This is a genomic window from Amycolatopsis halotolerans, assembly GCF_042647905.1.
GTDB classification, from domain to species: Bacteria; Actinomycetota; Actinomycetes; order Mycobacteriales; family Pseudonocardiaceae; genus Amycolatopsis; species Amycolatopsis halotolerans.
Genome location: NZ_JBHRWI010000003.1, coordinates 117,805 through 140,513 on the forward strand (window position 1 = coordinate 117,805; position 22,709 = coordinate 140,513).

Annotated in this window: 25 protein-coding genes; 5 read left to right on the forward strand and 20 right to left on the reverse strand. The window is 69.8% G+C overall.

Features of this window, described 5'->3' with window-relative positions:
* Positions 1 to 8: 8 nt before the first annotated feature.
* The 14 genes from ACFORO_RS01965 to ACFORO_RS02030 form a co-directional block, all read right to left on the reverse strand.
* Positions 9 to 914: an MBL fold metallo-hydrolase gene (locus tag ACFORO_RS01965; RefSeq protein WP_377868886.1), complete on the reverse strand. Its 906-nt coding sequence runs from the start codon at positions 912 to 914 to the stop codon at positions 9 to 11.
* Positions 911 to 2,293, reverse strand: a complete 1,383-nt coding sequence (locus ACFORO_RS01970) for an MFS transporter (protein ID WP_377868885.1) — start codon at positions 2,291 to 2,293, stop codon at positions 911 to 913. The genes ACFORO_RS01965 and ACFORO_RS01970 overlap by 4 nt, the downstream gene beginning before the upstream one ends.
* Before the next feature lie 200 nt (positions 2,294 to 2,493).
* Positions 2,494 to 3,084, reverse strand: coding sequence for a dienelactone hydrolase family protein (locus tag ACFORO_RS01975; RefSeq protein WP_377868884.1), 591 nt, complete (start codon positions 3,082 to 3,084; stop codon positions 2,494 to 2,496).
* An 11-nt stretch (positions 3,085 to 3,095) separates the two neighbouring features.
* Positions 3,096 to 4,721, reverse strand: coding sequence for a thiamine pyrophosphate-binding protein (locus ACFORO_RS01980; protein WP_377868883.1), 1,626 nt, complete (start codon positions 4,719 to 4,721; stop codon positions 3,096 to 3,098).
* 13 nt (positions 4,722 to 4,734) lie between these two features.
* A complete protein-coding gene (locus tag ACFORO_RS01985; RefSeq protein WP_377868882.1) occupies positions 4,735 to 5,523 on the reverse strand; it encodes an SDR family oxidoreductase in 789 nt (262 codons plus the stop codon).
* An 11-nt stretch (positions 5,524 to 5,534) separates the two neighbouring features.
* On the reverse strand, positions 5,535 to 6,275 hold the full coding sequence (locus ACFORO_RS01990; RefSeq protein WP_377868881.1) for an SDR family oxidoreductase: 741 nt from the start codon (positions 6,273 to 6,275) through the stop codon (positions 5,535 to 5,537).
* Positions 6,272 to 7,060, reverse strand: coding sequence for an alpha/beta fold hydrolase (locus tag ACFORO_RS01995; RefSeq protein ID WP_377868880.1), 789 nt, complete (start codon positions 7,058 to 7,060; stop codon positions 6,272 to 6,274). The genes ACFORO_RS01990 and ACFORO_RS01995 overlap by 4 nt, the downstream gene beginning before the upstream one ends.
* The gene (locus ACFORO_RS02000; RefSeq protein ID WP_377868879.1) at positions 7,057 to 7,836 is read right to left on the reverse strand and encodes an aspartate dehydrogenase domain-containing protein; all 780 of its coding nucleotides are present in this window, start codon (positions 7,834 to 7,836) and stop codon (positions 7,057 to 7,059) included. Before ACFORO_RS02000 ends, ACFORO_RS01995 begins: the two co-directional genes overlap by 4 nt.
* Positions 7,833 to 8,759 carry a VOC family protein gene (locus ACFORO_RS02005; protein ID WP_377868878.1) on the reverse strand — a complete coding sequence of 309 codons (927 nt, stop codon included), beginning with the start codon at positions 8,757 to 8,759 and terminating at the stop codon, positions 7,833 to 7,835. The genes ACFORO_RS02000 and ACFORO_RS02005 overlap by 4 nt, the downstream gene beginning before the upstream one ends.
* A 16-nt stretch (positions 8,760 to 8,775) precedes the next feature.
* On the reverse strand, positions 8,776 to 9,834 hold the full coding sequence (locus ACFORO_RS02010; RefSeq protein ID WP_377868877.1) for a Rieske 2Fe-2S domain-containing protein: 1,059 nt from the start codon (positions 9,832 to 9,834) through the stop codon (positions 8,776 to 8,778).
* The gene (locus ACFORO_RS02015) at positions 9,834 to 10,055 is read right to left on the reverse strand and encodes a recombinase-like helix-turn-helix domain-containing protein (protein WP_009076039.1); all 222 of its coding nucleotides are present in this window, start codon (positions 10,053 to 10,055) and stop codon (positions 9,834 to 9,836) included. The genes ACFORO_RS02010 and ACFORO_RS02015 overlap by 1 nt, the downstream gene beginning before the upstream one ends.
* A gap of 26 nt (positions 10,056 to 10,081) precedes the next feature.
* Entirely contained in the window at positions 10,082 to 10,330 is a 249-nt protein-coding gene (locus ACFORO_RS02020; protein ID WP_377868876.1) for a hypothetical protein, read from the reverse strand.
* A gap of 9 nt (positions 10,331 to 10,339) precedes the next feature.
* On the reverse strand, positions 10,340 to 11,278 hold the full coding sequence (locus ACFORO_RS02025) for a PDR/VanB family oxidoreductase (protein WP_377868875.1): 939 nt from the start codon (positions 11,276 to 11,278) through the stop codon (positions 10,340 to 10,342).
* Between the two features lie 12 nt (positions 11,279 to 11,290).
* The gene (locus ACFORO_RS02030; protein ID WP_344278598.1) at positions 11,291 to 11,809 is read right to left on the reverse strand and encodes a cupin domain-containing protein; all 519 of its coding nucleotides are present in this window, start codon (positions 11,807 to 11,809) and stop codon (positions 11,291 to 11,293) included.
* 291 nt (positions 11,810 to 12,100) lie between these two features.
* Here ACFORO_RS02030 and ACFORO_RS02035 point away from each other — a divergent pair, with 291 nt between their 5' ends.
* On the forward strand, positions 12,101 to 13,585 hold the full coding sequence (locus ACFORO_RS02035) for an aldehyde dehydrogenase family protein (RefSeq protein WP_377896482.1): 1,485 nt from the start codon (positions 12,101 to 12,103) through the stop codon (positions 13,583 to 13,585).
* Positions 13,586 to 13,727: 142 nt separating this feature from the next.
* On the opposite strand, the gene ACFORO_RS02040 is transcribed toward ACFORO_RS02035, so the two are convergent.
* Together ACFORO_RS02040 and ACFORO_RS02045 are read right to left on the reverse strand one after the other, a co-directional pair.
* Positions 13,728 to 14,324 (reverse strand): hypothetical protein, encoded by a 597-nt coding sequence (locus tag ACFORO_RS02040; protein WP_377868873.1) that lies wholly within the window; start codon positions 14,322 to 14,324, stop codon positions 13,728 to 13,730.
* Positions 14,325 to 14,672: 348 nt separating this feature from the next.
* A complete protein-coding gene (locus tag ACFORO_RS02045; protein WP_116203116.1) occupies positions 14,673 to 15,191 on the reverse strand; it encodes a MarR family winged helix-turn-helix transcriptional regulator in 519 nt (172 codons plus the stop codon).
* Between the two features lie 73 nt (positions 15,192 to 15,264).
* On the opposite strand from ACFORO_RS02045, the gene ACFORO_RS02050 reads away from it, so the two are divergent.
* Together ACFORO_RS02050 and ACFORO_RS02055 are read left to right on the forward strand one after the other, a co-directional pair.
* Positions 15,265 to 15,705 (forward strand): VOC family protein, encoded by a 441-nt coding sequence (locus ACFORO_RS02050; RefSeq protein ID WP_354738520.1) that lies wholly within the window; start codon positions 15,265 to 15,267, stop codon positions 15,703 to 15,705.
* A 73-nt stretch (positions 15,706 to 15,778) separates the two neighbouring features.
* Positions 15,779 to 17,224 (forward strand): sulfatase family protein, encoded by a 1,446-nt coding sequence (locus ACFORO_RS02055; protein WP_377868871.1) that lies wholly within the window; start codon positions 15,779 to 15,781, stop codon positions 17,222 to 17,224.
* A 25-nt stretch (positions 17,225 to 17,249) separates the two neighbouring features.
* Here the strand turns inward: ACFORO_RS02055 and ACFORO_RS02060 are convergent, their stop codons facing one another.
* Together ACFORO_RS02060 and ACFORO_RS02065 are read right to left on the reverse strand one after the other, a co-directional pair.
* Positions 17,250 to 17,870 carry an NADPH-dependent F420 reductase gene (locus ACFORO_RS02060; RefSeq protein WP_377868870.1) on the reverse strand — a complete coding sequence of 207 codons (621 nt, stop codon included), beginning with the start codon at positions 17,868 to 17,870 and terminating at the stop codon, positions 17,250 to 17,252.
* Entirely contained in the window at positions 17,867 to 19,087 is a 1,221-nt protein-coding gene (locus ACFORO_RS02065; RefSeq protein WP_377868869.1) for an FAD-dependent monooxygenase, read from the reverse strand. The genes ACFORO_RS02060 and ACFORO_RS02065 overlap by 4 nt, the downstream gene beginning before the upstream one ends.
* A gap of 270 nt (positions 19,088 to 19,357) precedes the next feature.
* Here ACFORO_RS02065 and ACFORO_RS02070 point away from each other — a divergent pair, with 270 nt between their 5' ends.
* Positions 19,358 to 20,308: a LysR family transcriptional regulator gene (locus ACFORO_RS02070; RefSeq protein WP_377868868.1), complete on the forward strand. Its 951-nt coding sequence runs from the start codon at positions 19,358 to 19,360 to the stop codon at positions 20,306 to 20,308.
* A 139-nt stretch (positions 20,309 to 20,447) separates the two neighbouring features.
* Here ACFORO_RS02070 and ACFORO_RS02075 read toward each other — a convergent pair whose 3' ends face one another.
* The gene (locus ACFORO_RS02075) at positions 20,448 to 20,915 is read right to left on the reverse strand and encodes an SRPBCC family protein (RefSeq protein WP_377868867.1); all 468 of its coding nucleotides are present in this window, start codon (positions 20,913 to 20,915) and stop codon (positions 20,448 to 20,450) included.
* 23 nt (positions 20,916 to 20,938) lie between these two features.
* On the opposite strand from ACFORO_RS02075, the gene ACFORO_RS02080 reads away from it, so the two are divergent.
* The gene (locus tag ACFORO_RS02080) at positions 20,939 to 21,547 is read left to right on the forward strand and encodes a TetR/AcrR family transcriptional regulator (RefSeq protein WP_377868866.1); all 609 of its coding nucleotides are present in this window, start codon (positions 20,939 to 20,941) and stop codon (positions 21,545 to 21,547) included.
* Between the two features lie 447 nt (positions 21,548 to 21,994).
* Here the strand turns inward: ACFORO_RS02080 and ACFORO_RS02085 are convergent, their stop codons facing one another.
* Positions 21,995 to 22,681, reverse strand: coding sequence for a GntR family transcriptional regulator (locus tag ACFORO_RS02085; RefSeq protein WP_377868865.1), 687 nt, complete (start codon positions 22,679 to 22,681; stop codon positions 21,995 to 21,997).
* Positions 22,682 to 22,709: the final 28 nt, after the last annotated feature.

The following is a 22,709-nucleotide window of genomic DNA, read 5'->3' on the forward strand; positions in this document are numbered from 1 at the left end:
AGCTCCTTTTAGACAGTCTTTGAGACAGCGAGATCAAGCAAATCGTGGCCCACGACGACCGGGCCGGAATAGTGCGGACGGACTCGCCGGAGCCAGCCCTCGTCGTCGAGGCGGGCGGGGTCGGCGGGGCCGAGATGCGACAGCGCGACTCGCTTGGCCCCGGCCGCCGCCGCGACCCGGCCGACGTCCGCTGGGGACGTGTGCGAGGCGGCGAGGAAGTCCAGCAGTTTCGGCGCATAGCCGATGCTGCGGTAGAAATCGGGCTCCATCGCTTCGTGGACCAGCAAATCGGCACCCGCGGCCAGCTCGCCGACCGCGTCGCTGCGGGCGGTGTCGCCGGAGAAGGCGACCACGCCGTGTTCGGTCTCGAACCGGTAGCCCAGCGCCAGGTGCAGCGGCGGATGCGGGACGGCCCGAGCCGTCACGCGCACCCGATCGTCCTCGTGCACAACGGTTTCCCCGGCCACCGAGACATCGGTGGCGCGGATCAGGCCGGCCAGCCGCGGCCGGTCGCTGGTCCGCTGCCGCACCGCGACGTCCTGTCCGAACGCGGCGAGATTGCCCGCGATCAGCCCCGCCGTGCCCGCGGCGGGCGGGCCGGGGTCGGTCGGGTCCGGGCCGGGGCCGTAGACCGGAACCGGATCGACGACGCCCTGATTCGCCGGTCCCCAGCCGAGCAGGAAAAGCGTGAACAGCTCGGCGACGTGATCGGAATGCAGGTGCGTCACGAACACCGCGGCCAGGTCGCGCGGGGACAGCCCGGCGGCGACGTACTTGCCGAGCGTCCCGTAGCCCGCGTCGACCAGGTAGACGCGCCCGCCGACCACCACCGCGTTCGCGCAGCCCTGCCGGCCCGGCGCCGGGTACGGCCCGGCCGCCGTGCCGAGCAGGACCACGCGGAGCGGATCCGTCACGGCGAAACCTCTTCGAGCGTGCGGCCCTTGGTCTCCTCGGCGAAGAACCCGGCGACCAGCGCGCCGACGAAGCAGATCCCGCCGAGCACCAGGAACACCGAGGCGAGCCCGCTGCCTCCCGCGTACAGCGCGCCGACCAGGATCGGGCCGAGGGTCAGGCCGAACCGGTTCATGACGCCACCGAGGCTGACGCCCAGCGCGCGGCTGCGCGTCGGGTACAGCTCCGGCGTGTACAGGTACAGGCAGACGTTCACCGCGAAGTTGAACATCGCCGCGAGCGACGACCACACCAGCAGCTGCAACGGAGTCCCGGCGCCGAGCGCGCCCAGCACGACCAGCATCGCGGTCGTCCCGCCGAGTCCCGCGGCCAGCACGACCCGGCGGCCGAGCTTGTCCACCACCAGCGCGGCGATCAGGCAGCCGACGAGACCGGCGACCGACGTGGCCGTGCTGTACCAGAGCGCCTGGCCGATCGAGAGGTGGAACGAGCCCTTGTAGAGCGTCGGCAGCCACGAGGTGATGCCGTAGTTGGCGAGGTAGCCGACGAACCAGATCGTCCACACCATCAGCGTGCGCCGTCGGTAGCGACCGGCGAAGAGGTCGCGGAACGAACTGCGTTTCGTGGGCACTGCCGCCGGTGCCGCAGCGGCCTCGGCGGGCGGCGGCAGCGGACGGCCAAGGGATTCCTCGACCCGGCGTTCGATCAACGCCATCGTCTGCTCGGCCTTCTCGGTGTGCCCATGCGCGGCGAGCCAGCGCGGCGACTCCGGGATCCGCAGCTGCAGCAGCACCGCGGCCAGGCCCGGGACGGCGGCCAGCGCGAACAGCGGACGCCAGCCCCAGTGCGGGATGACCCACGCCGCGACCAGCGCGCCCACCGCGAGACCGGCCGGGAAGACGATCTCGTACATCAAGACAAAACGGCCGCGACGGCGAGCCCGGCTGATCTCCGCGATGTAGGCGGCGGCGGTCGGCACTTCACCGCCGATCGCGAGACCCTGCACGAACCGCAGGATCAGGAACGGCAGCAGCGCGGTGCACAACGTCATCGCCAGGCTGCACAGCGCCGTGACGGCGACGCACAGCGTGATCACCTTGACGCGGCCGATCCGGTCCGCGGCCCACCCGGACGCCAGCGCGCCGAGCAGCATGCCGATCGAGCCGATGGTCAGCGTCGCGGTGCTGGAAGCGGTCGTCATGTGCCATTCGCGGCCGATGACCGGCAGGGTGTAGGCGATCAGCAGCTGGTCGAACGCCTCGAAGAACGTGACGATGCCGATGATCAGGCGGATCGAGACCTGCCATCGCGACATCGGGAGCCGTTCCAGCCGGGCGGCGATGTCCCGCTGGGTCACCTCGGGGGTGGCGGCGATACTCATGGGCCCTCCTCGGAGCCGGAGCGTGCAATCGATCGTAGGGGGTTCAGGCGGCCGGAAATCAAGACGGCTCTGGGCATCTGCCGTCGCGGCCGGGCAGGGAGCGGGGTTCGCGCCCCAATGTGGCATTGGGTGCATGTGACGCACCGAATGCCACATTGGGTGCGTCTGACGCACCCAATGCCACATTGGGGCGGGCTTCGTCACGGACCTGAGGGCGTTGCGTCCGGCAGCGCGGCGTCCAGGAACCGGACCAGGTCGTCCGCGGCGGACGGTCCGGCGGGCAGCACGAGCCGATCGGGCGCGTGCGGGTCGAATCCGGGCGTACCGGGCCAGGGTGGCGGCTCGGGTCCGAGAGCGGCGGCGATGTCGACGCCGGCCAGTTCGGCGAGGTGGGCAGCGGAGCCGAAACCGGCGGCGGCCACGCGGTGGCGCGGCGTTCCCAGCCGGGCGCCGAGGTAGTCGAGCGCGCCGGCGAGGTCGGCTTCGAGGTCCGGAAGCGCGAGTGCGGCGAACGCGGCCTCCGCCTTGCCCGGGCCGAAGGTGTGGCCGCCGGTCTCGTAGTAGAACAGCGGCGCGACGGTCACGTAACCGCAGCTCGCGAGCGTGCGGCAGGTGTTCTCGACGGGTTCGTCGAGCCCGGCGGCCCCGTGCAGCACGAGCACCGCGCCGCGCACGCGGCCGGGCGGATGCCGCACCAGCAGCGGCGCGGACGTCCGCACCACCCGGCGGCGGCGGTTCGCGGGTCCGTGCCCGTGCTGGTGGACTTCGGCAGCTTCGATGGTGCCTCCCACGTCTTGTCTCCTCAGCTCTCCGGAACCGGGACCGGCGGCACGAACGGCCGCGGCGTCGCGGGCAGCGCGGTCACGTCCACCTCGATCACGAACGGGCCCTGTTGGGCCACCGCCTTCGCCAGCGCGTCGGCGAACTGGCCCGGCTTCGACACCAATGCGTGCGGCAGGTCCAGCGACTGCGCCATGCGCGCGAAGTCCGGCGTGTACAGGTCGACCCCGGCACGCTGGCCGCGGTGGTGGTCCTGCATGTTGCGCAGCACGCCGTATCCGCCGTCGTTGAACACGACCAGCGCGAGCCACGGCCGTTCCTGCGCCAGCGTGCACAGTTCGCCGAGGTGCACCGCGAGGCCGCCGTCGCCGACCATCACCACGGCCGGCGCGTCCGGCGTCGCGAGCGCCGCCCCGATGCCGGTCGCGAGACCCTGTCCGATGCCGCCGCCGACCGGGAACACGTTGGTGCGTGGGTCGTGGATGTCCAGCAGGCGGTTGCCCCACTGGCTGGACGGGATGGTGACGTCGCGGGCGATCACGGACTCGACCGGGAGGCCGTCGCGCAGTGCGGCGCAGATCTCCGCGTACGGGCCGATCGCCTCGTTCAGGTTGTCCCGCACGGCTTTCCGGGTCTCGACGACGCGGTCACGCCAGCCGGGCTCGGTGCTGGATTCCACAGTGGACAATGCGCTCAGCACCGCCGCCGCATCGCCTTGCACTCCGACGGTCGCCGGGTAGACGCGGCCCAGCGCGTCGGCGTCGACGTCGATCTGCAGGTGCCGTTCGGGCAGCGCCAAGTGGTAGTGCTTGGTTTCGTTCGAGCGGAAGTGCGTGCCGACCGAGACGAGCAGGTCCGCATCCGCGAGGAGTTGCGCGGCCGACTCGTGCGCGGCGAAGTTCCCGACGACCAGTTCGTGGTTCTCCGGCACCGTGCCGCGGCCGGAGTTGCTGGTGAACACCGCCGCGCCGAGCCGTTCCGCGAGTGCGCGCACCTCGTCGCGCGCACCGGTCGCTCCCCCGCCGAGCCAGAACACCGGACGGCGTGCGGTAGCAAGCAATTCGGCGGCTTCCGCGAGCGCAGCGGCGTCGGGCGGCGGGATCAGGGTCGACTCCAGCGAGCCGGGGCGGAACTCGTGTCGCGAGTACTGCAGATCGATCGGCCATTCGACGCTCGCCGGGCCGCTTGGCACCGACAGCGCGTGCCGGATCGCCGTGCGCAGGGTGTCCTCGGCGGTCTCGACCGACGTGATCGTGGCCGCGTGCTTGGAGATCGCGGTCAGCATGCCGATCTGGTCGCGCGTTTCGTGGATGACGCCGCGTCCGCTGCCGAGGAATTCGGAGTCGATCTGGCCGGTCACGTGCAGCACGCGGCTGCCCGCTGTGAGCGCCTCGACCAGCGCGCCCGCCGCGTTGCCCGCGCCGGTGCCGGTGCTGGTGATCGCGACGCCGAGGCCGCCGCCGGCCCGGGCGTACCCGTCGGCGGCGTTCACCGCGGCCGCCTCGTGCCGCACCGGCACGAACCGCAGATGCTGCGAAACCGCTTCCACCAGCGGAAGATTGTGCACACTCACCACGCCGAAGGCGGTGTCCACTCCGGCTTCGGACAGCAGGCGAACGAGAAGCTCGCCTCCGTGACCGTGATTCATGGGTCCGTCCCTTCTAGACATAACGAGCGATGCCGCCGCCGACGTCGATCGTCGCGCCGGTCACGTAGGAGGCACGCGGCGAAAGCAGCGTGACGATGGGGAAAGCGACCTCTTCCGCGGTGCCGAGCCTGCCCAGCGGGATCCCGCGATCCGCGGCCAGTTCCGCCGACCAGTCCGCAAAGGACAACGCGCTGCCGGAAGCCTCGTACCGGCGTCGCCACTGTCCGGTGTCGACCAGACCGAGGCAGACGGAGTTGACCCGTACACCGTCCTCGGCCAGTTCGGTCGCGAGTGTCGTGGAGAGATTGAGCAACGCCGCCCTCGCCGCTGACGTTGCCGCCAATCGCGGTTCGGGCTGGCGGGCGAGGATCGCGTTCACATTGACCACCGCCGGATTCGCCGCTTCGCGCAGCCACGGCAGCGCGGCCCGGACGACGTGCAGCACCGAGAAGATCTTGAGCTGCAGCTCTTCCCGCCACTGGTCGTCGGTGGTCTCGGCGAGCCGTGCCATCAGCGACCGACCGGCGTTGTTCACGATCCCGGCCAGTCCGCCCAACTCGCGCGCGGCGTCGGCGACGAATGCTTCCACCTGCGCCTCGTCCAGCACGTCGCAGGACGCCGGGTACAGCCGGGAGCCCTCGGCGCGGGGCAGATCGGCGAGAGCCTTCTCCAGCCGGACGCCGTCGCGGGCACAGGCGGCGACGTGCGCGCCCTCGGCCAGCAGCGCGGCGGCGGTCGCGAGCCCGACGCCGGAGCTGGCCCCGGTGACGAGCACCGCGCGGCCCTTCAATCCCAAATCCACGGGTTTTCCCTTCAGCTGCAGACGAATCCGCCGTCGACCACAAGGGTCTGGCCAGTGATGTAGGAGGCCGCGTCGGACAGCAGGAACGCCACCGAACCGACCACGTCCTCCGGCTGTTGCGGCCGGGTCAGCGCGCGATTCATCGCGTACAGGTCGCGCCGCTCCTGCGGAATGCCCGCGGTGGCCTCGACCTCGGTCAGCCCGGGCGCGACCGCGTTGACGGTCACGCCGTCCGGACCGCCGTCACGGGCCATCGCGCGGGTCATCGCGATCACCGCGCCCTTGGAGGCCACGTACTGGACCAGGCGCGGCGAGCCGTACAGCGCGGCGTCGGACGCGAGGTTCACGATGCGTCCGCCCGTCTGCGCGAGCTGCGGATACAGCGCGCGGGCGACGAGCCACGGGCCGCGTGCGTTGACTGTCATCAACGTGTCCCACGCTTCGACGTCCAACTCCGCGAAATGCTTGCCGCCCACGCCCTCGGCCATTGCCGCGTTGTTCACCAAGCCGTGCAGCGGCCCGAGTTTCGCGACCGCGTCCGCCAAAGCCGCGACGGAGTCCGGATCGGCGACATCCGTGTCGATCCGGTGTGCCTCAACGCCTTCCGCGTGCAACCGGGCGACGCCGTCGGCCGCCCGATCAGGAGACCGTTCGGCGACAACGACGCGACCGCCTTGACGGCCGATCTCGCGGGCGATCGCCCAGCCGAGTCCACGGCCCGCGCCGGTGACGACATACAGCCGGTCCTTCATCGCGCCACCGCCGCGTCCACTTCGGACAGAAAGCCCAGGACCTCGGTGGAAAACCGGCGCGGGGACTCCTGATTGGCCGCGTGCCCACCGGGGAGTATTTCCAGCCGCGCGCCCGGGATCGACGCGGCCAGCCGTCGTGCTTCGGCGACGCCGGTCACCTGGTCGTGCTCGCCGACGAGCACCAGCGTCGGCACTGAAATCCGGGACAGTCGCGGACCGTGATCCGTCTCCGCCATCGATTCCGCGGCCGAGGTGTACCCGGGCAACCGGATCCCCGCCATGATGTCCTCGACCCGTTGTGCCACCGCGGGATCCGCGCCAGGCGCGAGCAACCGAGGTGCGCGTCGGCGGGCGAATTCCGCCACACCGACCCGGTTAAGTTCGCTCGGCCGGGCCCGCATCACCGCGGCCCGCTCGGAGTCGATGCCGGAGCCGCGTGTCGAATCGGCCAGCACCAGCGACCTCACGACCTCCGGGTACTCCAGCGCCACGCGGGTCGCGATCACGCCTCCCCACGAGACGCCCACGAGATGCGCGGGCGCCGCGTCCAGCGAGGTCAGCAGACGGCCGACGAGCGCCGCGTATCCGGCCATGCCCAGCGGCTTTTCCGGATCGGCGGAACCGCCGTAGCCCGGTGCGTCCCAAGCCAGTACGCGGTGTTTCGGTGCCAGACCAGCCAACTGCGCGTCGAATGACGCACTCGAGCCGCCGATGCCGTGCAGCAACAGCACCGGACTGCCGTCGCCAGCGGTCCGGACCTGCACACCGTCCACAATGGATGTCACCGGAACACCGCCCTCGGTGTCGCCAAGGCTTCCAGCGCGGACAGCACCGCGTACGGCACGACCTGGCTCGACGTCGGCGTCTGCGGCGACGGCCGGTTCTTGATTTCGAACCGGTACTCCCCCGCCGGGCCGACCGCGGTGATCACGTGCGAGGTCAGCGGCGCGGCCGGATCGGCGATCACCGCCGCCTCCACGACGTCCCAATCCCGCACGGCCAACGCCACCGACGCAGCCACGTTCGCCGACTTCGGGAACGCCGCGGTGATCTCCCGCGCGGGCCCGCGCCGCAGCTCGACCGGCGCGGTCGCCTGCCGCAGCGCTTCCGCTTCTTCCGCGGACATCCACGGCTGGAACAGCGAAGACGCCTTCTTCGTCGTCTCGATGACCACCCGCTCGAACTGCCCGAGCAGCGCCGCCGAACGCAGCAGGTCAAGCCCGCCGATCGCCCCGGTCGACAAATGGACCGCACCCGGCCCGGCCGCGAGCAGCTTCTCCAGCAACCCGTCCGCCGCCAGCGCGCCGACCGAAACCACCAGCAGATCGCATCCCGCCGACAGCACCTGCGGCCCAGCGTCCGTCAAAGCTCGCTGGCCCGCGGCCTCGACCACCAAGTCCGAAGCGGACAGCAGCTCCGGCAACGCGCACATCGGCAGCCCCGCCGGGGAAAGCGCCGGATCGACGACCCCGGCCAGCTCCGCGCCCGGCACCAGTCCGTCGCGCAGAGCTTCCGCGACGACCGAGCCGATCGACCCCGCGCCCAGCACTCCTACCTTCACGACTGCCACCACGCCGAGTAGCCGGGATCCGGCACGCCGCGCATGTGCGAGCGGACGTCCTTCGACGGCGGGCCCGCGGTGCCCCACAGGTCGGACAGCTCCGGCGTGCGCCGCCACACTCGGCACAGCCACGCGTCTTCCTCGACCTGCGCGACCTCGGAGGTGTATTCGCAGACGAGCCCGGCGGGGTCGGCGAAGTAGCCGAAGGTGTTGCTGCCGGGACCGTGCCGTCCCGGGCCCCACAGCGGCGTGACGCCGTTGTGCTTCAGCCGGCCGATGCCGCGCATGAAGTGGTCGATCGAGTTCATCTCGTACGCGATGTGGTTCACCGACGCGAATTCGGCCTGGTTGAAGGCGATCACGTGGTGGTCGGCGTTGCAGCGCAGGAACGCCATCTGGTGCTCGGACCAGTCGGAGATCCGCATGCCCAGCACCCGCGTGTAGAACTCGCAGGCCGCGTCGATGTCGACCGTGTTGAGCACGACGTGCGCCAGTTTCCGCGGCACGGCGGCGCGTCCGTACGGATCGCCCGGGACGACGGCGTCGACCTCAGCGGACAGCTCCACCAGACGACCCTCCGGGTCGGCGAAGCGCAGGCCGTACCCGCCGCCGACCTGGTCGAGCTTGCCGGGCTCGGTGACCAGCGGAACGTCGTGCGCCGCCAGCCGGGCGGCGGCCGCGTCGACCTCGCGCGGAGTGGCGACGGCGAACGCGATCTTGCCGAGTGCGTTCTGGTCGGCCTGTTCGAGCTGGAGCACGTGGTGCTCGTCGCCGGAACCGCGCAGCCACACGGTGCCGCGGTCGGCTTCGACCTGCTGCAGCCCCCAGACTTCGCGGTAGAACTCGCCGGAATCGGCGCATTGCGTCGAACGCAGCGTCACCGCGCGCAGGGCGCGGAGCCGTGCGATGGGTTCGGCGGACATGGGGCCTCCTGAAACTTCAGCGGGTCGGGGCGGGCACGGGCGCGGCCGGAGCCGGTGCGGCGGGCGGTGCGGCGAGCGCGGCGGCCTGGCGGCGGGCTTCCGAACGCAGCAGGCGGCGCATCCGGACGAGCGCGATGTCGTGCTGGTACAGGTTTTCCCGGTCCCACGCGTCGAGCGGCATCGCCTCGGCCATCTCGCGGTCCTGCTCCAGCACCGCCCAGTGCCGGGCTTCGAGCCGGTTGCGGTAGAGGACGCGCCAGCTGTCGCGTTCCCAGCCGGAAACCTTGCGGCAGCGCCAAAAGAAGGCCGCGTGCTGCGTCTCGTTGATCGCGCACAGCGCGGCGACGATAGTGAACGCGCCGCCCGGGCCGGCGGTTTCCGGGTACGGGATGTCGAGGGTGACCCACTGCGCGCCCGCGTCGGTGAGCTGGACCCAGTCGAAGTTCACGCCGCGCTGGTCGGTCTTCTCGAAGACGAACCCGTCGTCGATCGCGCGGATCTGGAAGACGGCCTCGCGCTTGCCGCCGAACATGGTGTGGCTGTTGCGGTGCAGGAATGCGCCGTGCATCGGGTCGAGCAGGTTGTCCAGGGAGTAGCCGTAAGGCGCGTCCCATTCGACGTAGCAGAGGAAGTTGTCCCATTCCCCGCCCGCGATCGGGTCCGGCACCTGCAGCGGCGTCGGCTCGGCGGCCTCGTCCAGGCCGAACCAGGCGAAGACCGCACCGGCGTGCTCCTGCGCGGGGAACGTCCGCAGCGCGGGACGGCCCTCCAGCGCACAGCCCGGACTGCCGGGCACCGACACGACGACACCGTCGCCGTCCACCTGCACGCCGTGGTAGTTGCAGGCTACCCGGTCGCCCATGTGCACGCCGAGCGAAAGCCGTGCGCCGCGGTGCGGGCAGCGGTCTTCCTGAACGTGCACGACGCCGGCGGAGTCGCGCCAGAGCAGCAACTGCTCGCCGGCCCGCTCGATGCGGGTCAGCTCGCCGCGTTTGACGGTGCCGGACGGGCACAGCGGGTACCAACGGTCGCGCAGGCCCAGCGCCAGCAGCTCTTCGGCGGTTTTGGTCGCCATCACGCCTCCCCTGCCAGCCGCGCCAGTTCGGCGGCGAACGTCTCTTCGGTCCAGTCGGAGCCGTCCGCCGGGCGCAGACCGCCCGCGTTGAGCGCGGAGACCACGCCCGGCAGGTCGTGCACGCCCCGGCCGTAGACGGCTTCCAGCTCGTCGGCCAGCGCGTTCTCGTAGCTCGTTGGCGGGGCGGTGCGGCTCTGCACCGGCCGCAGCTGCAGCGGCATCGGGCGTTCCCTTCGGTTCGTGGTGGTCAGGCGGCGGCGGGCGGGGCGAGCGCGGCTTGTCCGGCGGCGGTGAGCACCGCGGGCACCCGCAGCCCCGGTCCGCGCGGAGCGGCCGGTTCGGGGACGAGCAGGCCGGCCAGCTGGTGCCCGAGGGTCGGGTCGCAGCAGGCGAGGCCGTCGACGTAGAGGTGCGGTTCGCGGCTGCACGTCATTTCCACGTGCCCCGCGGCGGCGGCGCGCAGCACGGCGAGCTGCCGGTGGGTGTGTCCGGCCACGGCCGGCTCCTAAAGATCCAGAACGAGTTCGGCGGACCGGCACCGCGACACGCACAGCATCATGGTTCCGGCGATCGCTTTCTCGTCGTCGTCGAGCACGAAATCGCGGTGGTCCGGCTCGCCGGAGAGCACCTTCGTTTCACAAGTCCCGCACACGCCCTCGCGGCACGAGGTCGGCACGGAGATCCCGGTGCGCCCCAGCGCGTCCACAATGGACTCGTCGGCGGCCACCGAAACCCTGGTCCCGGAACCGGCGCACACGACGTCGAATCCCGTTCCCGGCGCGGCTGCCGGAGCCTCGGGGGCCCGGAAGCGTTCGACCCGCAAAGTCGCCGTCTCCGGCAACGCCGCCTCGACCGCGCGGAGCAACGGTTCGGGGCCGCAGCAGTGCACGACCGTGCCCGGAGCGAGCCCGGCGAGCCTGGCGGCCAGGTCGGGCGGACCTCCGTGCTCGTCGTCGGCGTGCACTTCCAGCCGGTCCCCGCCGAGCCCGGAAAGCTCGTCCAGGAAAGCCATCCCGCCGCGCGACCGTCCACAGTAGAGCATGGACCACGGCGCGGAGTCATCGGCGAGTTTCCGCGCCATCGCGAGGATCGGGGTGACGCCGATGCCGCCGGCGATGAGCAGGTGCTCCGGAGCGTCGTGCAGTTCGAAGGTGTTGCGCGGACCCTCGACGGGGATGACGCTCCCCGCGGTGAGCCGCTCGTGCACCCAGGCACTGCCGCCGCGCGAGGATTCCTCCCGCAGCACCGCGACCGTCCACGCGTGCGTGTCGGCCGGGTCGCCGCAGAGGGAGTACTCGCGCACCAGCCCGTTCGGCAGGTGCAGGGAAAGGTGCGCTCCCGGCTCCCAGCCGGGCAGCGGCTTGCCTTCCGGGTCGCGCAGTTCCACCTGCGTGACCCGGTCGGCCAGCCACGTCGTCCGGTGCACCCGCAGCATCGTCGGCATCGCGGTCTCTTCTCAGCGAGTGACGCCGTGCATCGGCGAGGTGGGCGGGTAGGTCGGCAGCTGCGGCTTCTGCGCGCCGATGATGACGCAGAACAGCGCGTCGGTGTCGCCGGCGTTGCGGAGGCTGCGCGGCACCCCGGCGGGCACGCGGATCAGGTCGCGGTAGCCGAGGGTGCGGGTGGCGGTCTTGGTGCCGTCCTCGACGTCGTGCACGGTCACCTCCAGCGTGCCTTCGAGGACGAAGAACGCCTCTTCCACGTCGTGGTGGGTGTGCTCCGGGCCGATCGCGCCGACCGGAAGCCGCATGTTGGAGAAGGTGAAGTGCTCCGAGGGCAGCTGGCGGGCGTCGCCGTCGTGGTTGCCGGTCGCGCCGGAGCCGATGTAGCGGATCTGCGCGCGGCGGAACTCGTCGCCCTTCGCGGCGGCCTGGAAGCCGAGGGTGTCCCAGTCCTCGTACCGCGTCTCGCGAGCGGCGATGCACGAGTCGATGAGCTCCTCGAGGGGCTGGTGCTTGCTTTCGGTGGTGGTCATCGCGGGGCAACTCCTCCGGTGGTCCTCGGCGGGCTCGCCGCCGAATGCCTTAGGTCTAAGAGATTTACTGGTAAGGGTTGTACCCCGCGCGCTGTGATCGACACAACCCCTTAGGCCTAAAATTCTTTCCCGCGGTTCCGCGGCGGCTCGCGCGCCGTGAAGGACCCCTCGAGGGAATCTGATTCCTTCAAGGAGCCCTTCACGGACCTCCGCCGGGCCGGGTCTTGACGAAATCTTAGGTCTAAGGTTTCCTCGGTCGCACCCCGTCACCCGCGCCGAGAGGACCCCGCCATGCAGCCCTTCCCCGTCCCGCCCGACGAAATCCCGGTCGGCGGCGGCTGGCGGCGCGGCGGCGGTCCCGCGTCCGCGTGCGTGGATCCCGCCGACGGTTCGACGGTCGCCTCGATCCACGCCGCCGACTCCGCCCAGGTCGACGCCGCCGCCCGCGCCGGTGCCGCGGCCGCCGCGGATCCGGCGTGGCGGGACCTCTTGCCGCACCAGCGCGCCCGCCTGCTCACCCGCGTCGCCGACGCGATCGAGGCCCACGCCGAGCAACTCGCCCTGCTGCAAACCCGCAACACCGGCAAGGCGCTCGGCGAAACCCGCGCGCTGGTCGCGAGCGCGGCCGGCACGTTCCGCTACTACGCAGCGGCGCTCGAAACCCTCGAAGGCGAACTCCCGCCGAGCCGCGGCGCGCACCTGACGATGAGCGTGCACGAACCGATCGGCGTCGTCGGCGCGATCACGCCGTGGAACTCGCCGATCGCCAGCGACGCCCAGAAAATCGCCCCCGCGCTCGCCGCCGGGAACGCTGTGCTGCTCAAACCGGCCGAAGCCACTCCCCTGGTTTCGCTGGCTCTGGCCCGCCTCGTCCACGACGCCGGCGTCCCGCCCGCGCTGCTGTCCGTCCTGCCCGGCCCCGGTTCGGTCGTCGGCGACGCCATCTCCCGCCATCCGCTGGTCGGCAAGCTCGCCTTCACCGGCGGCACGACCACCGGTCGCGTGCTGGGCCGCATCGCCGCGGACCGGATCATCCCCGTCACCATGGAACTGGGCGGCAAATCCCCGACGATCGTCTGCGCGGATGCCGACGTCGAGGAGACTGTCGCCGGAATCCTGTACGGGATCTTCTCGTCGACCGGACAGAGCTGCATCGCCGGGTCGCGGATCTTCCTGCCGCGCGAGCAGTACGACGAATGGGCTGCCCGCCTGGTCGCCGCTGCTTCGGGCCTGCGACTCGGCCCCGGCACGGATCCGGCCACCCAGGTCGGTCCGCTGGCGACGTTCGCGCACCGCGACAAGGTGGCCGCGATGGTCGACCGCGCCCGCGAAGAAGGCGCGAATGTCCTGTGCGGCGGCCAAATCCCTTCTGATGAACGTTTGTCGCGCGGCGCTTACTACGAACCCACCCTGCTCGACGGCCTCGCCCCGGACGCGAAGACGTGCCAGGAGGAAATCTTCGGCCCGGTCGGCGTCCTGCTGCCCTACGACGACGAGGAGGACCTGGTCGCCCAGGCCAACTCGACCGTCTACGGCCTGGCGTGCGGCATCTGGACCGCCGACTACCGCCGCGCCCTCCGCCTGGCACGCCGCGTCGACGCCGGGACGGTGTGGATCAACACGTACAAGCAGTTCAGCATCTCGACGCCGTTCAGCGGCACCAAGGAAAGCGGCCTCGGCACGGACAAGGGCCGCACCGCGATCCGCAGTTACCAGCGCCAGAAGAGTCTGTACCTGAGCCTGGCGGACGAACCGATCCCGTGGGCTCGCGGCTGATCCGTCAGCAGGTTCGGCCGCCTCGGCGAGCATCGCGAGTTCCTGCGGCTGCTTGACCAAGCCCGCGGACACGGGCACGTCGAGCCCTCTTGGATCCGAAGCAGGCCGCACCCCGTTGCGACCCGAGTCGGCTGGGCCGCGCTCACGCGCCTGAACGCGGCCCAGCCCCCGCGATCCGTTCGACGAGCTCGTCGCGGTACTCCCGCACCGCCCGCAACTCCGGTTCATCGCCGGTCGCCCGCTTCAGCGCGCCTTCCAGGATCTTCAGCCCCTGGCGTTCGTCGCCGTGCGAATCCGCCTGCCGCGCCGCGTTTTCCAGTGCTTTGGCGAGCTTGGTCCGCGCCTCGGGCGCCTTGGCGGCCTGGTTGATCCGGATCCAGTTGCCGCCCGGATCGACGACGGTGAACCCGGTGTACCGGTCGTTGCGCAGCCGCGGCCGGGTCATCCGCGGGATGCCGGAGACGAGCAGTTTTCCGTGCACGGACCGCATTCCCGCCGCGAAGGCCTCGAACAGCTCGCCGGTGTCCTCCACGATGACGAGGCACGTGCTGTACGACTGGGCCGGGTCGTAGCCGTCCATCCCGAAAAAGTGCAGATTGAGGTCTTCCCGGCGCACCGCGAGGTGCGAGTACGGCCGGTCCTGCCGGGAGGTGATCTCGAAGCCGAGCATCTCGTAGAACGGCGCGACGTCGCCGATGGAGCGGCAGGGCAGGAGCGGAATGGTCAATTCGTTAGCCATTGCCCGAACCTAAGCCCGGATCCGCCGAAACGACACGGAGCTATTTGCTCGTGCGAACAGCGAGCCAACCCCCGCGTTCCGGCGAAGCCGCGGCGGACGGCGCATCGGAGCGGTGGCCCGCCGACGCTGTGCGGGCTCGCCCTCAACCGCCGCCCTGGCAATGGCAGCGACATCGCGCCCCAATGTGGCATTGGGTGCATGCCACGCACCGAACGCCACATTGGGTGCGTGGCATGCACCCAATGCCACATTGGGTGCGTCGTGGCCGTGGGAGCGGTCCGCAGCTTGCCGCGCCCGCGGCCGCCGCCCGACCAGAGCCGAGCCGAACACCTCGGCAAAACCCGAAGTTCAGTCGCCGAACTCGGCCTGGTCCAGAGACCGCTCCAGCCGCCCCAGCAATTTCGCCAGCTGCGCCCGTTCCGCCGCGGTCAGCCCGGCCAGCATGCGGTTCTCGTTGGGAAAATGCTCGTGCACCACCTTGTCCGTGGCCGCGAGGCCTTCCTCGGTGAGACCGATGAACACGACGCGCCGGTCGTCCTCGTCGCGTTCGCGGCGGACGAGCCCGGCCTGCACCAGCTTGTCGACCCGCTGCGTGATGCCGCCGGTGGTGAGCAGGTTCGTGTCGGCGAGGTCGCCCGCCGTACGCCGGTAAGGCGCGCCGCCCCGCCGGAGCGCGGCGAGGATCCCGAAGTCCGCGACCGTGATCCCGTGCCGGGCGAACACGCGCGTCAGCTGCCGCTGGTACCGGTCGAACGAACGATGCAACCGCCCGAACACCGCCAGCGGCGAAGTGTCGACGTCCGGCGTCTCCGCGCGCCACTGCGCGAGCATCTCGTCGACCTCGTCCGGCTCGGTCCGCTTCGGCATCCGGCACCCCCGTGAATAGCTTTGCGCTAAGAATAGCACCACTAAGGTTTTCCGGGAGCGCTACGGTGGCCGCATGACGGTCAAGCGGATGGACAACGTCCTCATCGTCGTCGAGGACCTCGACGCGGTCATCGCGTTCTTCGTCGAACTGGGGCTGGAACTGGAAAACAAGGGCCCGCTGGACTGGCGCGGCGCGGAACGGGTGGTCGGGCTGAAAGACGTCGAGCAAGACGTCGCCATGCTGCGCGTCCCGGACGGCCCCGGGCGGGTCGAACTGGCGAAATTCCACCAGCCGAAGGCGATCGCCCCGGAGCCGTGGAAGGCCCCGGCGAACACGCTGGGCATCCGCCGGATGATGTTCGCGGTCGACGACCTCGAGGACACCCTCGCCCGCCTGCGCGCGCACGGGGCCGAACTGGTCGACGAGGTGGTGCGGTACGAGGACATCTATCTGCTGTGTTACGTGCGGGGGCCGGAGAACATCGTCGTCGGGCTCGCCCAGGAACTCGGCTGAGCGCGCGGCGGATTTACCGAACCCGAACACGCCTCGAACCGAACTCGCCGGTCACGGTTCTAGCGTGCGGGGCATGCCGCAACGCGCTCGTTCGCTCCTGATCCCGCTGCTGGCCTTGACAGTGGCTTCGACGGCCGTCGCCTGCGTGCCGGGCCAGCCCGCCGCGGCCGGCGGCAAACCAAACATCGTCCTCGTGCTCACCGACGATCTCTCGATGAACCTGCTGCCGTATCTGCCGCACGTACAGGAGATGGCCAGGAACGGCACCTCCTTCGCCAACTACACCGTCACCGACTCCCTCTGCTGCCCGTCGCGCTCGTCGCTGTTCACCGGGATGGTCCCGCACGACACCGGCGTGTTCACCAACGGCGGCAAGGACGGCGGCTACCGCGCCTTCCACGGCCGCGGCGACGACAAGTCGACCTACGCGACGTCGTTGCAGCAGGCCGGGTACCGGACCGCGATGATGGGCAAGTACCTCAACGGCTACCAGCCGAAATCCGACGGAATCCCGCCCGGCTGGAACGAATGGGACGTCGCCGGGAACGGCTACGGCGAATTCGACTACGACCTCAACGAGAACGGCACGGTCAAGCGTTACGGCACCAAACCCGAGAACTACCTCGTCGACGTCATGGCGGAGAAGGCCGCGAGCTTCGTCGCCAGCTCGGCAGCCGACCACACCCCGTTCGCGATGGAACTCGCCACGTTCGCCCCGCACGGCCCCTACACCCCCGCGCCTCGCGACGCCGGCGCGTTCCCCGGGCTCACCGCACCGCGCGGCCCCGCGTACGACACGCTTCCGTCTTCGCCGCCGTCGTGGCTCGCCTCCCGCACCCCGTTGACCGACCGGGAAAAACAGGAGATCGACAAGGACTTCCGCAAGCGGGCGCAGGCCGTGCAGTCGGTCGACAAGATGATCGGCACCGTGCAAGCGGCACTGGACAAAGCCGGAGTACGCGGGAACACCGACCTCGTCTTCACCTCGGACAACGGCTACCACATGGGCGAGTACCGGCTCACCCCCGGAAAGCAGACGGCCTTCGACACGGACGTGCACGTGCCGCTGGTGGTCACCGGCCCCGGCGTCAAGGCGGGCGCGACAGTGGACCAGCCCGCGGAGAACATCGACCTGCGACCGACTTTCGAAGCACTCGCCGGGGCATCGACCCCCGCACCGGTGGACGGCGAAAGCCTGGTGCCGCTGCTGAACGGCACCGCGCCCCCGGCGTGGCGCACCGTCGGGCTGGTGGAGCACCACGGTCCCGACTTCGACAAGAACGACCCGGACAAACCCGCGAAGAACAGCGGCAATCCGACCACCTACGAGGCGATTCGGAGCACCGCCTACACCTACGTCGAGTACGCCGACGGAGCCAAGGAGTACTACGACCGGACCACAGATCCACAGGAACTGCACAACACGGCCGCTCAGCTGCCGCCGGAGAAGGCACGAAAACTGCACGACACGCTGCGGGCGATGGTCTCCTGCCACGGGGCGGCCGCCTGCCGGCACTGACCCCGGCAGGTCGGCCGAACCCCGCTCACTCCAGCAGCGCGAAGCCCGACTCGTAACGCGTCTTGCCGAGCGCCGCCAACACGATCTGGAGGAATCCCATCGCCTCGAGTTCCCGTGCACGGGTGAGCGGACCGACGTCGACCGCGCGCATTCCCGCCGCCTCGACGAACGCCGCGAGGGCCACCTTCGCCTCCGCGTAGTCGCCGGCGAACAGGACGGTCGTGCGCGTCGTGCCGTTCGTGCCGCTGACGAGCGTGTCTCCGAGATTGACGTTGAACGCCTTGACGACGGCCGTGCCCGCCGGCAGCAGCTTCACGAGTTCGGCCGCGGTGGACGAATCGGCGGGCGACTTCAGCCGGTCGTAGGTGGAGAAATCGATGGGGTTGCTGATGTCGATGACGATCTTTTCGCGGAGCTGGTCCCGATAGCGCTCGACGATGCCCGGGTACGCCCCGTAGGGAACGGCGAGCACGACCAGGTCTCCGGTGAGCTTGTCGCCCATGACGCCGTAGTCGGGACCAGGACGCGCCGCGGACATGCTTTCCGCACTGCGCTTGACGATCTGGACGCCGGCGCCGGCCCGGGTCGCGACTTCCGCGATCGCGCCGCTCATCTTGCCGCTGCCGATGATGCTGATCGAGGTCATGCGACCGGAACCCCCTGAAATCGGTTGAGCGCCTGTTCGGCCACCTTCTGCGCGTCATAGTCGAATACCGCGCTTCGCCGGAAGTCGCGCCCGACCCGGAGATCGGCGTCGCGCTTCTCGAGGTCCGCGAATTCGTACTGTGCGTCGAACATGGCACCGGCCCGGCGAGAGCCGTTCTGCAGGATCGCCGTGCGTTGCATGCGGACTGAGGTGTAGCGCCGGAACGCCTCGGGAATGTCGGCGACGCTGTCGGCCGCTGCGAGGAACGTGGCGAGCGCCATGCTGTCCTCGATCGCTTGGTTCACCCCCTGCCCTTGGTGCGGCAACATCGTGTGCGCCGCGTCGCCGAGCAGGGTGATCGGCCCCCGGGACCAGTTGGCAAGCGGTTCGTGATCGAAGAGGCCCCACCAGAAGGTGTGCTCGACGCACCCGATGAACTCCTGGAGTCTCGGGTCCCAGTCCGCGCCCGCGAACTCGGCGGCGAGTTCGCCGACCGCCGCCGGGCCGGACCAGGCCCCGTCGAGCGGCCGGTCGCTCGGGATGCCGGCGACGAAGTTGAACAGCTTCCGCCGCTGCAGCGGATAGCACATGAAGTGCCTCCGGTTGCCCATCCACACCTGGCTGATCATGCGCCAATCGCCGGGCAGGCGGGACGCGTCGACCACTCCGCGATAGACGAGGTACCCGGAGTAGACCGGCTCCGGGAACTGGCCGACGGCTCCCCGCACCACCGAATGGATGCCGTCCGCTCCGATCACGGCGTCGAACACGTCGTCCGCGCCGTTCTCGAACTCGACGCGAACGCCGGAACCCCGTGTCTCCACCGAAACCAGCCGGTGGCCGAGACGGATCGTCGCCGGATCGACCTCCTGCGCCAAGGCGTCGATCAGGTCCGGGCGGTACATCCCGATGTTCTGGTACTGCTTCGCCGAGTCCTCCCATGCCGCGTCGGTCACCAGACCGCCCATGGCGTTCTGGTAGACGCCGTGCCCGTCCGGGACCGCTCCGATCCGCCTGATCCGATCGAGCACGCCGAGTCTGTCGAGAACGCGCGCCGCGTTCGGCGCGACCGTGACCCCCGCGCCCACTTCGCCCAGCTTGCCCGCCTGCTCGAACACGGTGGCCCGGACTCCGGCGATCTTCCGCAGCGCGATCGCGGCCGTCAGCCCGCCCATCCCTCCGCCGACGATCGCGATTCGAGTGTCCTCACTTGCCACTGCTTCTCCTTGCCTGACTTCGCTTCTGCTTGACTGACTCGCGCGGAGCGGCGCCGATGATCGTCGCGAAGGCGATTCGCCGTGGTGAGGCGGAGTCGCCTGCGGCACCAGAGGAGCACACCGTTGTCCCCAAAGTCCTTGCCAGCCCTCCGTTCGGAGGGATCGGGAAGCTGTTCCTCCTATGATGCGAGGCCTTCGTCTGCGTGTAAATCGTGGTAATGTGAGGATGTAATTCGGTTGAACTGAAGAAGTGGGGCAACCATCTCCGAGGTGAGCCTGCGGCAACTCGAACTGTTCGCGGCATTGCCGAACTTCCCCACGCTCAGCGCGGCCGCGGCGCACCTGCACATCTCGGAGTCCGCGCTGTCACAGGCCGTGTCGAGCCTGGAGAGCGCCGTGGGCGAGCAGCTGTGCGTGCGGCGAAAGGCCAGAGGGCTCACCCTCACGCCGACCGGTCAGGATTTCGCCAGACGAGCTCGTCAGATCGTGGCCGACACGCACGAACTCGTCCTGAGCGCCGGGCGCGAACAGGAACTGAGGGGTCCAGTGCGGCTGGGCTGCTACTCGAGCTTCGCCGCGAACGTGGTGCCGGAGCTGCTCGAGGGCTTCCCCAAGAGGCATCCCGGCGTGAGCATCGGGATCACGGTGGGCACCAACGAAGAGCTGCTCTCCGCTCTCGAAGCAGGGCGTCTCGATGTGGCCCTCGTCTACGACGTGTCACTGCCGATCGGATGCCGACGCCGCAGGATCTATGCGACAGAACTCGAGGCGCACCTGCCTCCCGGGCATCCACTCGCGGCGGCCGAAACGGTGGATCTGGCGGATCTCGCCGACGAGCCCTACATCCAGTACGACGCGACACCGGGCGTCCGCAATGTGGCGGACGCGTTCACCGCGCGCGGCCTGGAGCCCAGGATTGAAGCCAGGGTCTCCCAGATCGGCCTCGTCGAGGCACTGGTGGGCCGCGGACTCGGGTACGGGCTGCTCATGTCCCGGCCGCATGCGCTCCCCATGAGCATCGAGGGGCGACCGGTCGTCATCAGGCCTCTCGACCCCCCTGTCACGGTTTCCCACGTAGTGGGGATCTGGCCGGCGGACATGAAGCTCACTCCGCGCGCCTCCGCCCTCCTCGACTTCGCGGCGGAGCGGCTCGGGCCCGCCGACGCGATCACGGCTCGGACCGCACCCGAGGACACGGCCGCGTCCGTACCGGAGCGTTAGGAATTCCTCGGTGTCCCGCCTTCCGTTCGCCGCGTTTGCCGCTCCCTCACCGCGCTGAGATTCCTTCCGGCCAGACTCGCTGCGTTCCTCTGGTTCGTCTTCGGCTGAGTTCCGCACACCGGGGCGGCGTCTGTCCCGTTCAGGACTGACGGGCCTCAAGCGCCGCCTTGGCCTGCCGCATCTCGTCCTCGACGTCCGGCCGCAACGTGCGGCGCAGAACCGGTTCCGCCAGCCACTTCATCGGCCCTTTGAACCCGCATCGCACCGTCCGCGTGACCGCGGTCTGCTCGCCCGCCGGGACGCATACCCAGCTGGCGCTGAACTCGGAGACGAGATTGGCCAGCCGATTCGCCGGAATCGGCGGCAGCCGCACGTCCACCCGCTCGCCCGGGGTCCGGCTCATCCGCGAAACGATCTTCGCCGCGGGACCGGGCAGCCCCGGAAGCTTGCTGCCGAAGCGGAATTCGGTGACATCCCCGTCGCGCCGCACCCAGTCGATCGCACCGATCTTGCGGTCGACCGCGGCGTAGGCACGGGGATCCATCACGAACTCGAGCACGCGGTCCGCCGGGCAGTTGATCGTCTCGGTCACCTGAACCTCGATCATAGGAAAGAGAGTACTCTCTCACTATGGCGCGTTCAACTCCCGGAGTCACTCGGCAGAACCTGGTCGAAGCGGCCACCCGGCTGTTCTCCGAACGGGGCTTCGACCAGACCTCGACCGCCGACATCCAGCGAGCCTGCGGGCTCAACCCCGGCTCCGGGGCGCTGTACAAGCACTTCCCGTCCAAGCGGGCACTGCTGGAGGAAATCGTGCGGCAGCACCTGGCGGGGGTCAGCGAGAGCAGTCGCCGAGCGGCCGCGCTGCCGGAGGCACCGGACGAGGCACTGCCGACGGTCGCGCGACTGGTTTGGGACAGCATGCGCCGTGACCGTGCGGCATTGCGCATCATTTTCCGCGAGCTGGAACCTTTTCCGGACCTGCTGGAGCAAATGTGGCACGGCGTGCTCGGATCGGTCTATACGGTCGCGACGGAGTGGATCGCGTCCGGCGTGCGGCGTGGCGACTTTCAGGTCGAGGATCCGGCGGCCACCGCGTCGGTGCTGCTCGCTTCGCTGACGTACTACCCGATTCTTGAAGCACTTGTCGGGCATACACCGGGGGATGCGGGAGAGGAAGCGTTTCTGGCCGCGTGGACGTCGCAGGCTCGTCTTTCGCTCGGGCTCAAGGTCCGGTGAGCTGTGCTAAAGCGAGCCGATTTCCTCGTAAGGAGTGTCCGTCTCGGATTCGCCTACGAGGTCCAGGAATAGCTGAAACTGAACGAAGTTATCCGCGCCGACACTTCCTTCGACCGGCCAAATTGCGTCGCATTCAGGGCATTTGGCAATAACAAGAGCAAACCGGGTTGCCTTGGCTTTCTCAAGGCGTCCTTGGCGACATCTCGGACACTCCACGCCTCCCCTTTCGCCCTGCGCGGAACGAGATCGGCAGCAGCCGTTCCGTCGTTCCCCGGCTGACGATGATACGCATCGCAGTCTCGGCACCCGGCTCCGCCGCCCCGCAGGCGCTGCCCACACGGAACGCGTCCTGGTCCCCGGGAAATCCGTGTTCGGCAGGCACGTCTACGCCATCGGCGGGAACCTGCAGGCCGCGGTCCAGGGCGGCGTCGGCAAGGTCGTCGGGGCTCACGACGAAGAATTCCGCTTCCGCTGCGTCGGCTCAGCACTGGCCCACGACTCCCGCACATGCCCGATGTGAGTACGCATGAGCTTCTCGACCAGCCCGGCATTCCCCCCGGCGATCGCGTCGAGGATCTCGTGGTGCTCGCGCGCGGACTCCTCCAATTCGCCGCGTTCGGACAAAGCGGCGAGGCCGTAGAGCCGGGTATGCGCCCGCAGATCGGCGATCAGCGAAGTCGCCCGGTCGTTCCCGGCATAGCCCAGCAACCTGAGGTGGAACGCCCGGTCCGCCTCGGTGTACGCGACCAGATCGCCCGCCGCCGCTTCGTCCACAATGGCCTGGGCCATCGCTCGAAGTTCCGGCAGATCGCCATCCGGAATGTGGGCAAGAGCGCGGGCAACCAGAGCAGGCTCGATCAGCATGCGAAGCTCGGTGATCTGGTCCAGCTCGCTCTCGGCCATCTCCGTGACCCGATAACCCTTGTTCGGGACGGTGGCGACCAGGCCTTCGCGGACCAGGTCGAGCATCGCTTCGCGCACGGGAGTGGCGGACACACCGAACCGTTTGGCCAGTTCCGGCGCAGAGTAGACGTTGCCGGGTTCGAGCTCCCCGGCCACGACTGCGGCGCGAAGGGCGTGCGAGACCCGCTCCCGGAGTGTCGTCTTCTCGAACTCCTGGATGTTCGCGCTCATCCCTCACTCCTCTTCTTCCCGGACGCTC

What these genes read in the sequence shown, in the direction of transcription:
- ACFORO_RS02015 (WP_009076039.1), bottom strand. Translation starts at nt 10,055, where the DNA reads ATGCCGCTGCAGCTGCGGCCGGTGCAGAGCCGCACCGCCCCGCCAACG.
- ACFORO_RS01970 (WP_377868885.1), bottom strand. Translation starts at nt 2,293, where the DNA reads ATGAGTATCGCCGCCACCCCCGAGGTGACCCAGCGGGACATCGCCGCC.
- ACFORO_RS02060 (WP_377868870.1), bottom strand. Translation starts at nt 17,870, where the DNA reads ATGACCTCGATCAGCATCATCGGCAGCGGCAAGATGAGCGGCGCGATC.
- ACFORO_RS02030 (WP_344278598.1), bottom strand. Translation starts at nt 11,809, where the DNA reads ATGACCACCACCGAAAGCAAGCACCAGCCCCTCGAGGAGCTCATCGAC.
- ACFORO_RS02040 (WP_377868873.1), bottom strand. Translation starts at nt 14,324, where the DNA reads ATGGCTAACGAATTGACCATTCCGCTCCTGCCCTGCCGCTCCATCGGC.
- ACFORO_RS02005 (WP_377868878.1), bottom strand. Translation starts at nt 8,759, where the DNA reads ATGTCCGCCGAACCCATCGCACGGCTCCGCGCCCTGCGCGCGGTGACG.
- ACFORO_RS02050 (WP_354738520.1), top strand. Translation starts at nt 15,265, where the DNA reads ATGACGGTCAAGCGGATGGACAACGTCCTCATCGTCGTCGAGGACCTC.
- ACFORO_RS02085 (WP_377868865.1), bottom strand. Translation starts at nt 22,681, where the DNA reads ATGAGCGCGAACATCCAGGAGTTCGAGAAGACGACACTCCGGGAGCGG.
- ACFORO_RS02055 (WP_377868871.1), top strand. Translation starts at nt 15,779, where the DNA reads ATGCCGCAACGCGCTCGTTCGCTCCTGATCCCGCTGCTGGCCTTGACA.
- ACFORO_RS02035 (WP_377896482.1), top strand. Translation starts at nt 12,101, where the DNA reads ATGCAGCCCTTCCCCGTCCCGCCCGACGAAATCCCGGTCGGCGGCGGC.
- ACFORO_RS02025 (WP_377868875.1), bottom strand. Translation starts at nt 11,278, where the DNA reads ATGCCGACGATGCTGCGGGTGCACCGGACGACGTGGCTGGCCGACCGG.
- ACFORO_RS02075 (WP_377868867.1), bottom strand. Translation starts at nt 20,915, where the DNA reads ATGATCGAGGTTCAGGTGACCGAGACGATCAACTGCCCGGCGGACCGC.
- ACFORO_RS02045 (WP_116203116.1), bottom strand. Translation starts at nt 15,191, where the DNA reads ATGCCGAAGCGGACCGAGCCGGACGAGGTCGACGAGATGCTCGCGCAG.
- ACFORO_RS02080 (WP_377868866.1), top strand. Translation starts at nt 20,939, where the DNA reads ATGGCGCGTTCAACTCCCGGAGTCACTCGGCAGAACCTGGTCGAAGCG.
- ACFORO_RS01980 (WP_377868883.1), bottom strand. Translation starts at nt 4,721, where the DNA reads ATGAATCACGGTCACGGAGGCGAGCTTCTCGTTCGCCTGCTGTCCGAA.
- ACFORO_RS01990 (WP_377868881.1), bottom strand. Translation starts at nt 6,275, where the DNA reads ATGAAGGACCGGCTGTATGTCGTCACCGGCGCGGGCCGTGGACTCGGC.
- ACFORO_RS02010 (WP_377868877.1), bottom strand. Translation starts at nt 9,834, where the DNA reads ATGGCGACCAAAACCGCCGAAGAGCTGCTGGCGCTGGGCCTGCGCGAC.